At 61.0% G+C, this 12,461-nt stretch carries 11 protein-coding genes; 1 reads left to right on the forward strand and 10 read right to left on the reverse strand.

The window, feature by feature from the left end:
* On the reverse strand, positions 1–902 hold a 902-nt coding region (locus Q0349_RS12900; RefSeq protein WP_298081424.1), incomplete at its 3' end, for an ATP-dependent metallopeptidase FtsH/Yme1/Tma family protein.
* 26 nt (positions 903–928) lie between these two features.
* Entirely contained in the window at positions 929–1,555 is a 627-nt protein-coding gene (gene rlmE / locus Q0349_RS12905) for a 23S rRNA (uridine(2552)-2'-O)-methyltransferase RlmE (protein ID WP_298081425.1), read from the reverse strand.
* A gap of 37 nt (positions 1,556–1,592) precedes the next feature.
* On the opposite strand from rlmE, the gene yhbY reads away from it, so the two are divergent.
* The gene (yhbY, locus tag Q0349_RS12910) at positions 1,593–1,889 is read left to right on the forward strand and encodes a ribosome assembly RNA-binding protein YhbY (RefSeq protein WP_298081426.1); all 297 of its coding nucleotides are present in this window, start codon (positions 1,593–1,595) and stop codon (positions 1,887–1,889) included.
* A gap of 61 nt (positions 1,890–1,950) precedes the next feature.
* Here yhbY and Q0349_RS12915 read toward each other — a convergent pair whose 3' ends face one another.
* The 8 genes from Q0349_RS12915 to Q0349_RS12950 all read right to left on the reverse strand — a co-directional run bounded on the left by Q0349_RS12915 (position 1,951) and on the right by Q0349_RS12950 (position 12,404).
* Entirely contained in the window at positions 1,951–3,129 is a 1,179-nt protein-coding gene (locus tag Q0349_RS12915) for a transferrin-binding protein-like solute binding protein (protein WP_298081427.1), read from the reverse strand.
* Positions 3,130–3,279: 150 nt separating this feature from the next.
* Positions 3,280–4,167, reverse strand: a complete 888-nt coding sequence (locus tag Q0349_RS12920; protein ID WP_298081428.1) for a DUF808 domain-containing protein — start codon at positions 4,165–4,167, stop codon at positions 3,280–3,282.
* A 2-nt stretch (positions 4,168–4,169) separates the two neighbouring features.
* Positions 4,170–4,655 carry an rRNA maturation RNase YbeY gene (ybeY, locus tag Q0349_RS12925; RefSeq protein ID WP_298081429.1) on the reverse strand — a complete coding sequence of 162 codons (486 nt, stop codon included), beginning with the start codon at positions 4,653–4,655 and terminating at the stop codon, positions 4,170–4,172.
* Positions 4,652–5,638, reverse strand: coding sequence for a PhoH family protein (locus Q0349_RS12930; RefSeq protein WP_298081430.1), 987 nt, complete (start codon positions 5,636–5,638; stop codon positions 4,652–4,654). The genes ybeY and Q0349_RS12930 overlap by 4 nt, the downstream gene beginning before the upstream one ends.
* A 4-nt stretch (positions 5,639–5,642) precedes the next feature.
* Positions 5,643–7,013: a tRNA (N6-isopentenyl adenosine(37)-C2)-methylthiotransferase MiaB gene (gene miaB, locus Q0349_RS12935; RefSeq protein ID WP_298081431.1), complete on the reverse strand. Its 1,371-nt coding sequence runs from the start codon at positions 7,011–7,013 to the stop codon at positions 5,643–5,645.
* A 30-nt stretch (positions 7,014–7,043) separates the two neighbouring features.
* The gene (locus Q0349_RS12940) at positions 7,044–7,877 is read right to left on the reverse strand and encodes a Cof-type HAD-IIB family hydrolase (protein WP_298081432.1); all 834 of its coding nucleotides are present in this window, start codon (positions 7,875–7,877) and stop codon (positions 7,044–7,046) included.
* Between the two features lie 468 nt (positions 7,878–8,345).
* The gene (locus Q0349_RS12945) at positions 8,346–9,326 is read right to left on the reverse strand and encodes a hypothetical protein (RefSeq protein WP_298081433.1); all 981 of its coding nucleotides are present in this window, start codon (positions 9,324–9,326) and stop codon (positions 8,346–8,348) included.
* A 36-nt stretch (positions 9,327–9,362) separates the two neighbouring features.
* Entirely contained in the window at positions 9,363–12,404 is a 3,042-nt protein-coding gene (locus Q0349_RS12950; RefSeq protein WP_298081434.1) for an efflux RND transporter permease subunit, read from the reverse strand.
* Positions 12,405–12,461 lie beyond the last annotated feature (57 nt).

Here is a 12,461-nt window from a genome sequence, read left to right on the forward strand (position 1 = left end):
GCGATGACGATGACGCCTTCGTTGCCTTCAAAGCCGTCCATTTCAACCAGGAGCTGGTTCAGCGTCTGTTCGCGTTCGTCGTGTCCGCCGCCGAGGCCTGCGCCGCGCTGGCGGCCAACGGCGTCAATTTCGTCGATGAAGATAATGCAGGGCGCGTGTTTTTTCGCTTCTTCAAACATATCGCGTACGCGCGAGGCACCGACGCCGACGAACATTTCCACGAAATCGGAGCCGGAGATGGTGAAGAACGGCACTTTCGCTTCGCCCGCAATGGCGCGCGCCAGCAGCGTCTTGCCGGTACCGGGCGGGCCGACCATGAGGAGACCACGCGGGATTTGTCCGCCGAGACGGCTGAATTTGCTCGGGTCGCGCAGGAATTCGACCATCTCTACCACGTCCGCTTTCGCTTCGTCTGCCCCGGCGACATCGGCAAACGTCACCTTGATTTTGTCTTCCGGGATGAGGCGGGCGCGGCTTTTGCCGAAGGAAAAGGCGCCGCCCTTGCCGCCGCCCTGAATCTGGCGGGTGGTGAACATAAAGAGGCCGATGAGCAGCAAAATCGGCAGCAAATTGACGAGGATACGGGTAAAGAGGCTTTCTTTTTCCAGCGGCTCGCTGCTGATGTTGACCTTGTTGGCGCGCAGGTCACCGATGAGGGCACGGGTGTCGGTCGCCTCCGGGTTGTTGGTGGTGTAGCGCCCGCCGCTGCGGTCGGTGAAGCTGATGCGCGCGTTTTGCAGGTCAATCGCCGCGCTCTGCACTTCGCCGTTGTCCACGCGGTCAAGGAACTGCGAATAGCTGACTTCGCGCGTGTTGCCGGAGGTGCCGAATTTGCCCATCTCGCCGACGAGCAGCAGGAACAGCAGGATCAAGCCGCCCCAGACCAGTAATGATTTCCGCATATCGTTCAAAATTTTATCCTCTCAATTCAAGACTTGCGGCCAAACCCGCGTGCCAGCAGGTAGGTTTCCTGACTGCGCGCGCGCGAGGCTTCGGGCTTGCGCGTCTGCACGGTCAAAAATTGGCTTTTCAAAGAGCGCAGTAGTGTATCAAACCCGGGGCCGTGGAAGATTTTTGTTAAGAAATCTCCACCCGGTGCGAGGCGGCTCTGCGCGAAATCCAGCGCCAGCTCGACCAGGTACATACTTTTCGCCTGATCAACGCTGCGCACGCCGCTAGTATTGGGGGCCATGTCGGAAATCACAAGGTTTACCGCGCTGTCGCCGAGTTCGGCATAGAGCGCGTCCAGCACCGCCTGTTCGCGGAAATCGCCCTGGATGAAGGTGACATCGGCCAGGGCATCCATCGGCAAAATATCCAGCGCAATCATCCGCCCGCGTCCATTCAAGCATTGCGCCACATACTGCGACCAGCCGCCCGGTGCCGCGCCCAGCTCCACCACCACCATGCCGGGGCGGATGAGGCGGTCTTTCTCCTGAATTTCCATCAGTTTGTACACGGCGCGCGAGCGGTAGCCCTCCTGCTGCGCCTTTTGTACATAAATATCGTTGAAATGTTCTTTCAGCCAGCGCTGACTTGTTTTGCTGCGTGCCATTGTCTTACCATACGCGGAAATTCAACAGGATATAAAAATGTTAAGCAAAAACCAAATCCGTTTTTTAAAAGCCCAGGCGCACCATCTGCATCCTGTGGTGTTGATTGGCGCCAATGGTGTCAGCGAAGGGGTAGATCGGGAAATCAACCGCGCCTTGGACAGTCACGAACTCATCAAAGTCAAACTCGGCAATATTGCCGATGAGATTCAGGCGGAGATGATTGCCCATATTACAGAAACGCATCAGGCAGAATTTGTGCAGAAGATTGGCCATACCGCCGTTTTTTACCGGCACAATAAAGAAAAGGCCAAGATTGTTTTGCCCAAAGACTGAATGCGGAAGTTAATAAAAAAGGCGGGAAAATCCCGCCTTTTTTACGCAAGCGTTGGGGCAATTAACGTCTGCCACCAAAACCGCCAACATAGTGGACTGCTTCGCCTTTGGCATCCTGGCCATGCAGACCGTAAACCCCGCCGATTTCTTCGGCAGCCGGGCCGTAGAAGCGACCTTTCATGTCACCGGAGAGACCGTTGGCAGCACGCATCGTGCCGTTGAAGTCGCCAGTGCCTTCTGCCCATGACGCTGAACCGTTCAGGTTAAGGTCGGGACGGTCTTCAATGACGTGACCGAAGGCGCCAAATTCGTGCAGGACAGAAGTATCAGTCGTTTCGTAGCTCAGGTTGCGTGCACCAAAATCAGCGTGGATTTTGTTGTGCGCGGTGACTTGTGCCGAGTTGTAATAGGCGTGGGTGATACCGGTGTAATCCGCGCCACCAGCGGTCGGCATTTCACTGCCTTTGGTCGGGCGACCAATGCTTTGATAGCCGAGGATAACGTCACGACGGTTTTTCAGATAACTGCCGTTCGCACCACCGAAGAAGTTACCGAAAGTTTGATAGCTCCAACCGGCAGCGGAAGGGCTACGGAAATAGGAAGACAGGTATTGTTGTTTGTTTTGTACCAGTGTCGGGTTGGCAAACAGGAGTACTTCGTTGAATTCACGACCAATGGAACCACCGAAATCTTGCAGCTCGCCATTGACACGTTTGCGGGTAATCTTGCTGATACCGGCATCTTTCGGAATGTTGGCATTGCCGTCAATGGTGCCGGAAGCCAAAATGGAGTGATAAACGCCATTGATGTCCTGCATCATCACCGGATCCAGACCATTATCTTGCTGCTGATTCTGGTTGTTTTTGTTATTTTGGTTATTTCCTTTCGCCAATCCGCTGCATTTGCTCTTCGCGCAGATTTCACTAACGATACCCGGCTGGTCATAGGCGAGGCGGTCGGTGTTGTCAATCTTGCCGTTGCCGTTGTTATCGACGGAAACGACGGTCGGACTCAGTTGTTGGCCGATACCGTCCTGGCCATCGGTCAGGAATTTGTTCATGGCCGGATCATTTCTGTCAATCTGTTTCGGCGGCGTACCCTGTTTCTGTTGTTGATCAGCGTCCGAGCCTTTGGGCGGGGTGAGGAAGCCGATGTGATTGTCATGTCCGGCGATGGTGTCGCTGCCACAGGCGCTGAGCAAGGCGACGCTGAGGATGGACAGCATCCATTGCGGTTTCATCTTTTTCCGTTGCATAGGTATCTCCATAGCGGGTTGGTTAAAAGGGATTAACTTACGTTAAGGTGGATAATCATACATTATCGTAACCGAAAAGCAAGAACTTTAGCCCCGCAGGCGATGTGCTGTTGTGCGGCTGCGACAGCGTCCGCTTTAGCCTTGTGGTTGGCGGATTTTTTGCGCGACGCTAACAACGGCGTAGAGCGCGAGGCCGACCACGCTGCCGACGCCGACGGAAAGGGCGGCATCAATCCACCACGCGGCGAATCCGCCCATGCCTGCCGTCCAGTGTTGTGCGAGGTGGTGCAAGGCGGCGATGTTTTCCACCCACAGGTGGCCGCCGACGATAAACATCGCTGCCGTCCCTGCCACCGACAGCGCTTTCAGCAGTTTCGGCGCGAACCACAGCAGCGCCCGCCCCGCCGCTTGCAACAGCCGGGACGGTTTTCCGCGCCAGTAGAGGCCGAGGTCGTCGATTTTGACAATCAGCGCGACCACGCCATAGACGGCGGCGGTGAGTATCAGCGCGACGGCGGAGAGGCCGAGGATTTGTGTCAGCAGCGGTTTGCCGACGAAGCTCGCCAAGGCGATAACGACGATTTCCAGCGAGAGGATGAAGTCGGTGCGGATGGCGGCGCGGATTTTTTCTTGTTCAACTACTGCCGGATTGCGCATGTCTTCGTGCGTGTCTGCGTGGGCATCGTCGTGATGCAGCAGGCGGTGCAGGATTTTTTCGACGCCTTCGTAGCAGAGGTAGGCGCCGCCAATCATCAGCACCAGCGGCACGGCGGCAGGCAAAAAGGCGCTCAGGAGAAAAGCGGCGGGGACGATGATGGCTTTGTTGAGCAGCGAGCCTTTGCTCACCGCCCAAATAATCGGCAACTCGCGGCTGGCGTGGAGGCCGGTGAGCTGGTTGGCGTTGAGCGCGAGGTCATCGCCGAGTACGCCCGCCGTTTTTTTGGTGGCGATTTTGGTCATCGCCGCGACGTCATCGAGCAGCGAGGCGACGTCGTCCAGCAGCGCGAAGAATCCGCCCGCCATCGTCAGCCCTCCACCGGCGCGGGCGTTTCCGCGTAGGGGTCGGCGTAGCCGAGTTTGGCGAGGATTTCGCGTTCGGTGTTTTCCATTTTTTCCGCTTCCTCGTCTTCGATGTGGTCGTAACCGAGCAGGTGGAGGAAGCCGTGGATGACGATGTGCGCCCAATGCGCTTCCATCGTTTTTTTCTGCTCTTTCGCTTCACGGTTGACGACGGCGGCGGCAATGACCACGTCGCCCAACAGGCGCGGTTCTTCCGGCAAATCCCAGTCGCAGGGGAAGGAGAGGACGTTGGTCGGGTAGTCTTTGCCGCGATAGTCGCGGTTCAGCTCCTGCATTTCGTCGTTGTCAACGAGGCGTATGGTCAGCTCCAGCGCTTCTTCAATGGCGAGCGTTTCGCGCGCGGTTTCCAGCCAGCGTTGCAGGCGTTTTTCACTGGGAAAGCGTTCATCGTTGCCGAGTTCTTCGGTTTGGTAGTCAATGGTCAGGCTCATGGTGTCGGTTTTTCGTCGGGTTGTTCGGCGGCGGCGTAGGCTTCAACGATGCGCTGCACCAGCGGGTGGCGCACTACGTCCTGCGCGGCAAAGCGGGTGAAGGAGATGCCGTCCACGCCATCCAGAATGCGTGCGGCGTGTTTCAGCCCGCTGGTCACGCCCTTCGGCAGGTCAATTTGCGTCGCGTCTCCAGTAATCACGGCGGTCGAGCCGAAGCCGAGGCGGGTCAGAAACATCTTCATCTGCTCAACGGTGGTGTTTTGCGCCTCATCTAGGATGATGAAGGCGTCGTTCAGGGTGCGGCCACGCATGAAGGCGAGCGGCGCGATTTCGATGACGCCGCGCTCCATCAGCTTGGCAACGCGCTCGCCGCCGAGCATATCGTTCAGCGCGTCGTAGAGCGGGCGCAGGTAGGGGTCAACCTTCTGCGTCATGTCGCCGGGGAGGAAGCCGAGGCGTTCGCCCGCTTCCACCGCCGGGCGTACCAGCACCAGCTTGCGCACCTTGTCTTCGGCGAGATAGGAAACGGCAGCGGCGACGGCGAGATAGGTCTTGCCCGTCCCCGCCGGGCCGATGCCAAAATTGACGGCGTGCTCAAAGATGCGGCGCAGATAACGGCGCTGGTTTGAGCCGCGCCCGCTAATGGTGCCGCGCCGCGTTTCAATGCGGATGTCCTTGCCCTCGTCGCGCGCGGCGATTTCCCCGGCGAGCGTCGCCCCCGCATCACGCAGGGCGAGGTGGACATCATCGGCGTTCAGCACGCCGCTGCCGGTCTGCGCGTAGAGGTTTTCGATGACGAAACGCGCCTGCGCGCAGCGCCCCTCGTCGCCTTCCACTTGAAAGAGATGCCCGCGGTTGCCAATCTGCACGTGCAGTTGTTCTTCAATCAGGCGCAAATGCGCGTTTAGCTGCCCGACCAGCTCGCCCAGGCGGGTTTGGTCTTGCGGGGCAAGCTGGAAGGCCAAAGTATGTTTTTCACTCATGGATTTATGCGCTGTAACGCTGCGGGGCGCGCTGTCCTTCCGCCTCAATCAGGCGGCCGCGCAGCGAGTTCTTGTAAGCGGCGGTAATCTGCACCTTGGCGAAGCGGCCAATCAGCGACTGCGGCGCCTGAAAATTGACGACGCGGTTGTTCTCGGTGCGGCCGCAAACCTCTTTCGCATTCTTCTTCGAGATGCCATCAACCAGCACCCACTGCTCGCTGCCGACCATATCGGCAGAAATCTGCGCCGCCATCTGCAAGATGCGCGCCTGCAAGCGGGCAAGCCGCGCCTTTTTCACCTCCATCGGAATGCGGTCGGGCATCGCCGCCGCCGGCGTGCCGGGGCGCGGGCTGTAAATAAAGCTGAAGGAAGTGTCGTAGAAGACGTCTTCAATCAACTGCATCGTCGCCTCAAAATCGGCATCTTCCTCGCCGGGGAAGCCAACGATGAAATCCGAAGAAAAACTGATATTCGGGCGAATCTCGCGCAACCGTGCCAACTTTTCCTTGTATTCTGCCGCCTTGTGGCCGCGTTTCATCAGCGCCAGCACCTTGTCCGAACCGCTCTGCACCGGTAAATGCAGGTAGCTGACGAGTTGCGGCACGCGGCGATAGACCTCAATCAAACTGTCGGTGAACTCCACCGGATGCGAGGTGGTGAAGCGCACGCGGTCAATGCCGTCAATGGCGGCGACGTATTCGATGAGCAGCGCCAGGTCGGCGGTGCCGCCGTCAAAGAGCGCGCCACGGTAAGCGTTCACGTTCTGCCCGAGCAGATTGATTTCGCGCACGCCCTGCGCGGCAAGCGAGGCGCATTCGGCGATGACGTCGTCAAACGGGCGGCTGACTTCCTCGCCGCGCGTGTACGGTACGACGCAGAAAGTGCAGTATTTGGAGCAGCCTTCCATGACCGAGACGAAAGCGGTCGGTCCTTCGGCGCGCGGTTCGGGCAGGTGGTCAAATTTCTCGATTTCCGGGAAGGACACATCAACCACGCCGTCGCGTTTTTCCTGCGCCTCGCTGATGAGGTTGGGCAGGCGGTGCAGCGTCTGCGGGCCGAAAACGACATCGACCGCGGGCGCGCGGCGGCGCAGCTCCTCGCCTTCCTGCGAGGCGACGCAACCGCCGACGGCGATAATCACGTGCGGTTTGGCGTCCTTGAGCGGCTTCCAGCGGCCAATCTGCGAAAACACCTTCTCCTGCGCCTTCTCGCGGATGGAGCAAGTGTTGAGCAGCAAAATATCGGCCTCCTCCGGCGTATCGACCGGGGTGATGCCATGCGAGACCTTGAGCACGGCGAGCATCTTGGACGAGTCGTACTCGTTCATCTGGCAGCCATGCGTTTCAATATAAACGTGTTTTAGCAGTTGCGACATGATTGATATAAGTATGAAAAACGGCGCGCATTATAGCGAGTTCGCCCCAGCCGCGCGCAAATCCGCCGCTGTCAGCACGCCCAAATCCAGCAACGCGCGGGCGATGCCGTCCTCCTCCAGCGTACCGGTAATGTGCGATGCGACCGCTTTCAACTCGTCGCAGGCATCGCCCATCGCCACCGCGCAGCCGACTGCGGCGAACATCTCCACATCATTCAGACCGTCGCCGAATGCCATCGTCTCCTGTGGTGCAAAGCCGAGCGCGGCGCAGGCGTCCGCGATGCCGCGCGCCTTGCTGCCGTCCGCGTGCAGCAAATCCACCGCGCTGGCGTGGCTGCGCACGCTGCGGTAACGCCCGCCGTGGTCGGCGAGAATCGCCTGCAATGCCGCTTCCTCCTCAACAGGCGCCAGCACAATCATTTGATGCACCGCGTGTTCGCGGAAATAGTCGGGGGCGACGATGTAGCAGGGATAGCCGCGCAGGACGCGATGACTGCTGCCGCGCGAGCGCCCCGCCGCCATGTGGCGCTCGGAGACGAAGGTGTATTCCCAGTCGCGCGCGCGGAAAGCGCGGATGAGCGATTCAATATCGGCGACGGGCAGGGGATGCGCGGAGAGGATGCGCTCGCCGAGGCGGTTGTACTGGCCGTTGCTGGAGACGACCAGCGCAATCTCGCCAGATGCCACCAGTTGCGCGATGCGTGGCGGCAGGGCGGCATAACCGCGCCCGGTGGCAATCGCCGGGACGATGCCGCGGGCGCGCAGCGCGGCGATGGCGGCGAGGGTGGAAGGCGGGACGAAATCGCTGCGGTGGTCGTAGAGGGTGCGGTCGATGTCGAAAAAGATGGCGCGGGGCGTGTTCATGGGAATCTCTCAAGGGTGGCAATGGATTTATAGCAATCCTCACAAAGCCCTGTACGGCGTTGCGCCGCCTCGCCGTACAAAAGCGTACTGTCTTCGGCGGCGCGCCTTGTACAGAACTTTGTGAGTATCGCTATATGGCGCGTACCGGCGGGCGGACTCAGGAATCGTCCGTCCGGCGGACAAGACGGGCGGTATTGTAAACACACCCTAACCCAACCTGCGTGGTCTGCACATAAAACAAAAATGGAATCGTAGGGTGTATGCCACAGGCACGCACGCGGTTTCCGATGCAAAATTCCCGCGTGCGTGTTGGCTGAGCCGCCACGCGCCCTACGCACAGAATCCGCCATAGGGTGCGCCTTGTACAGAGCGTTGTGAGTATCGCTGCGACAAGCAGCGCGGCGCAAGGGCAACCTCATGCACGGTAACTGCCCCATAGCGCATGAGCTGTCGGAGCGGACAGTAGCGTCAGCGGCTGCGGCGTATCAGGATGGCCGCAAGGAGCGCAACGAGGGCGGCGGCAAGCAGCGGCGGGATGAACACCTGTGCCGTCCACCAGCCACGCGAGCCGGACGGATGCCCTGGCGCGAGGAGGATTTCTCCGGGGGGCGGGCTGCGCAGGCCGCCCGCAGTCTGCCAGCCCATCGGCAAATGGCTGGTGACGGCGGTATCGTGGCCGGTGAGGTCGCGGGTGGCCAGCACGGTGTACGGCGCTTGTTGCGGGACAACACGATCGGGCAGTTGGCGGTTGTCCCAATGGATGTTTCCGGTTTCGCATACCCAGCGACGCCAGGGGGTGATGGCGTCGCGCCTGCAGGTGAGCTGGCGGGCGATGCCGTGACCGCGGATTTCGGCTTCGATACCGCCGCCCTGCGAACCCGCAATGCGCTCCGCGATGCCAGCCAGCGCCGCGACGAAGAACACGAGGGCAATGAGCGTGCCTGCTGTTACGGCTATCCGGGGTTCATTTTGTTTGGGCGCTTTTTTGCCGTGGGGTGACACGGCGGTGCCTTGCAGTGCGTCCGCATCAAAACGGCATTCGACACGGCATTTGTGCTTCTTTTTATGGCTGGAATACAGGGTCACGACTTTTTTCAGCGCCTGTATGGCGTCTTCTCGCGGGACATTTTTGCCTGTCCCGGCATGGCGCAATTTCCATACGTACAGACAGCTGCCGTCTTCAAGAATTTGCCGCCCGTCCATGGAATTGCTATCGACAAATTCTATTATGAATGTGCAGCGATTATCTTCGGTAATCGCCGGGAATTGCAGATATACGCTGCGGGCGCGACTTCCCTCGGCAATTTCCATGACGTGCGGCGTTCTCACACAGGCAATGATATTGCGCGCCTTGTCCTCAAAGAAAAGATCCCTTTCCTGATCCAGACAGAATGTCTTTGCAATTTGTTGTGCGGCGGGTGTGTTGCCAGGGATTTCCCGGAATGCCATGTTTTTCTCCGCTCAGGTTGGCGGCGGGTCAAGCCCCTACGCCCGCCGCTTCCGCCGCATCAGCCGCCCCAAATCGTCCATCAGCGTGTACACCACCGGAATCACCACCAGACTTAACAAGGTAGAGGTGACGAGGCCGCTCACCACCGCCGCCGCCATCGGCTGCGGGAAGGTCGGGTCGCCCCGTCCCCAGCCGAGCAGGAGCGGCGTCATTCCCGCGCCCATCGCCACGCTGGTCATGATGATGGGGCGGGCGCGTTTGTGGCAAGCGTCAATCAATGCGTCGTAGCGGCTCATGCCGTCGCGGCGTTCGGCGAGGATGGCGTAGTCCACCAGCAGGATGGAGTTTTTGCTGGCGATGCCCATCAGCATGATGAAGCCGATCATCGACGCCATGTTGATGCCGTCGCCGAGGATGATGAGCCCGGCGAAGGCGCCGCCGATGGAGAGCGGCAATGCCATGAGGATGGTGAAGGGTTGCAGCACGCGGTGGAAGAGCAGGACGAGGATGGCGTAGATGCAGAAGATACCGACGCCCATCGCCAGCACAAAGCCGCCGAAGAGTTCTTTCATCATCTCCGCCTGTCCTTCGTCGCTGGCGCGCACCGCAGGCGGTAGGTGTTGCATGGTCGGGGTGTTCTGGATGGCATCGACCAGTTCGCCCAGCGCGCCGTGGCCGACTTGCGTCGTGATGCGGATTTCGCGGGCACGGTCGTAGCGGGTGATTTGTGCCGGGCCACCGCTGAAGGCGAGGCGGGCAACGTCGCCGACGCGGGTATCGCCGCTGCCGACGGTCAAGTCTTCCAGCGTCGCCAAATCGGCGCGCGCCGCTTCGGGCAGACGGACGATAATCGGCAGTTGGCGGCTGTCGAGGTTGAGTTTGGCGAGGCGCTGTTCGTAGTCGCCTTGTGTCGCAATGCGCAGGGTGTCCGCCAGTTGCAGGGTGGTGATGCCGCGGTCGGCCATTTTCAGCGGGTCGGGGTAGAGCCGCAGTTCTTCGCGAGCGAGGCTTTTGGTGCTGGTGACGCTGCCCGCATTCGGCAGGGCGCGGATGTCGCGCATCAGCGCCTGTGCGGTGTCGTCCAGCAGTTGCGGGTTGTCGCTGGTGAGCGAGAGGATGTAGCCCGGCGTGCCGCCGTTACTCAAGCCCACGGTAAAGCGCGCGCCGGCGACGCCTTGCAGCCGCGCTTCGATGTCGTGTTCGATGGCGCTTTTTGTGGGGCGGGTGCCGCGCGGCGCGAGGACGATTTCGAGGCTGGCGCGGTGGCGGCTTTTGCCGCCGTTGTTGCCGATGTCGCCGGTGATGCGGCCAACGGCGCTGAAGACGTGGGCGACGCCGGGGACGTCGGCAATCGCCCGCCGCGCCGCTTCGCTGACGGCAAGGGTGTCATCGAGGGTCGCGTCCGGGGTGAGCTCAATGCTGATGCGGGTTTGGTCCATGTCGTCGTCCGGCATGAAGCCGCTCGGCAGGTGGCTGACCAGCGCCAGCGAGGCGATGAACAGCGCGATGGTGACGATGAGCGTCGTCCAGCGCCAGCGCAGGGTGAGGCCAACGAAGGTGAGATAGGCGCGCATCAGCGCGCTGTCGCGGCGCACCGTTTCGCGCGTCTCCGCCTTGAGGGTGTAGGCGGCCATCATCGGCGTCACCAGACGGGCGACGGCGAGCGAGAAGAAGACCGCGATGGCCGCCGTCCAGCCAAACTGGCGGAAGAACTGGCCGATGACGCCGCTCATGAAGGCGGTCGGCAGGAAGACGGCAATCAGGGTGAAGGTGGTGGCGATGACCGCGAGGCCAATCTCGTCCGCCGCCTCCATCGCCGCCTCATAGGGCGACTTGCCGCCGCGCAGGTGGCGGATGATGTTCTCAATCTCCACAATCGCATCATCAACCAGCACGCCGATGACCAGCGACAGCGCCAACAGCGAGATGATATTCAGACTGAAGCCGAGCAGCCACATCACCAAAAACGCCGGAATCACCGACAGCGGCAGGGCGACGGCGGCGAGCAGCGTCGCGCGCCAGTTGCGCAGGAAGACAAACACCACCGCCACCGCGAGAATGCCGCCCTCAACCAGCATATCGAGCGAATTTTCATAATCCTCCTCGACCGGGGTGGCGCGGTCATACACCTTGGTGATGGTGAATTGCGGAAAATCCGCCTGCACCCGCGCCAGCTCCGCCTCCACCACCGCGCGCACCGCCGTCTCGCTCGCGCCGCGACTGCGCACAATCTCAAAAGCGACCACCGTCTCGCCGTCAAACAGCGCCAGCGAATCCGCCTCCGCCGCGCCATCGCGGATAGCGGCAAAATCGCCGAGACGCTGCGCCCCGCCCGCCGCCTGAATCCGCAAATCGGCGAGCGCCGCCGCCTGCGTTTCCGCCCCCAGCGCGCGCACCGACTGCTTGCCGCCGCCAATCTGCGCCTCGCCGCCGGATGCATCGCGCTGCAACGCCGCCACCTGCGCCGCCACCGCACCAATCGGCAAACCAAGCGCCTTCAGCCGCAGCGGGTCGGGCAACACCTCCACCGTGCGCGACAGCCCGCCGATGCGGCTGACACTGCCAACACCGGGCAGGGCGAGCAGGCGGCGCGACAGACGGTCATCGACAAACCACGACAGCGCCAGCGTATCCATGCCGCGCGCCGACACCGAAAACGTGAGCAGCGGCATCCCGCTCGTCCCCACCTTGGAAATCACCGGATCGAGCGCATCGGCGGGCAAATCACTGCGAATCTCGCCGACGGCGGAGCGCACCTCATCGAGCGCCTCCTGCAAATCCTTCTCCAGCCGGAACTCAACCACCGTGGTGGACAGCCCGGTCTGCAAGGCGCTGCGAATCTTCTTCACCCCGTCGATGGAGGCAACGCGGCTCTCCACCTTCTTCGCCACATCCGATTCGAGCTGTTGCGGCGACGCGCCGGAAAGCGACACCGAGACAATCACCACCGGAAAATCCATATCGGGAAACTGCTGCACCCGCATCGCACGAAACCCGTGCCAGCCACCGAGGGCAAGCAGGGCGAACAACAACACCGCGACCAGCGGATTGCGGATAGACCAGGCTGAGACGTTCATGAAATTTCCTTCTGACAATGACAACAAAATACGCGGTGGGGCGGGCATTCCCCCCTC

The sequence above is a fragment of the uncultured Cardiobacterium sp. genome, from assembly GCF_938028185.1.
Lineage (GTDB): Bacteria > Pseudomonadota > Gammaproteobacteria > Cardiobacteriales > Cardiobacteriaceae > Cardiobacterium.

What these genes read in the sequence shown, in the direction of transcription:
- miaB (WP_298081431.1), bottom strand. Translation starts at nt 7,013, where the DNA reads ATGTCGCAACTGCTAAAACACGTTTATATTGAAACGCATGGCTGCCAG.
- Q0349_RS12945 (WP_298081433.1), bottom strand. Translation starts at nt 9,326, where the DNA reads ATGGCATTCCGGGAAATCCCTGGCAACACACCCGCCGCACAACAAATT.
- rlmE (WP_298081425.1), bottom strand. Translation starts at nt 1,555, where the DNA reads ATGGCACGCAGCAAAACAAGTCAGCGCTGGCTGAAAGAACATTTCAAC.
- Q0349_RS12950 (WP_298081434.1), bottom strand. Translation starts at nt 12,404, where the DNA reads ATGAACGTCTCAGCCTGGTCTATCCGCAATCCGCTGGTCGCGGTGTTG.
- yhbY (WP_298081426.1), top strand. Translation starts at nt 1,593, where the DNA reads ATGTTAAGCAAAAACCAAATCCGTTTTTTAAAAGCCCAGGCGCACCAT.
- ybeY (WP_298081429.1), bottom strand. Translation starts at nt 4,655, where the DNA reads ATGAGCCTGACCATTGACTACCAAACCGAAGAACTCGGCAACGATGAA.
- Q0349_RS12920 (WP_298081428.1), bottom strand. Translation starts at nt 4,167, where the DNA reads ATGGCGGGCGGATTCTTCGCGCTGCTGGACGACGTCGCCTCGCTGCTC.
- Q0349_RS12940 (WP_298081432.1), bottom strand. Translation starts at nt 7,877, where the DNA reads ATGAACACGCCCCGCGCCATCTTTTTCGACATCGACCGCACCCTCTAC.
- Q0349_RS12930 (WP_298081430.1), bottom strand. Translation starts at nt 5,638, where the DNA reads ATGAGTGAAAAACATACTTTGGCCTTCCAGCTTGCCCCGCAAGACCAA.
- Q0349_RS12915 (WP_298081427.1), bottom strand. Translation starts at nt 3,129, where the DNA reads ATGAAACCGCAATGGATGCTGTCCATCCTCAGCGTCGCCTTGCTCAGC.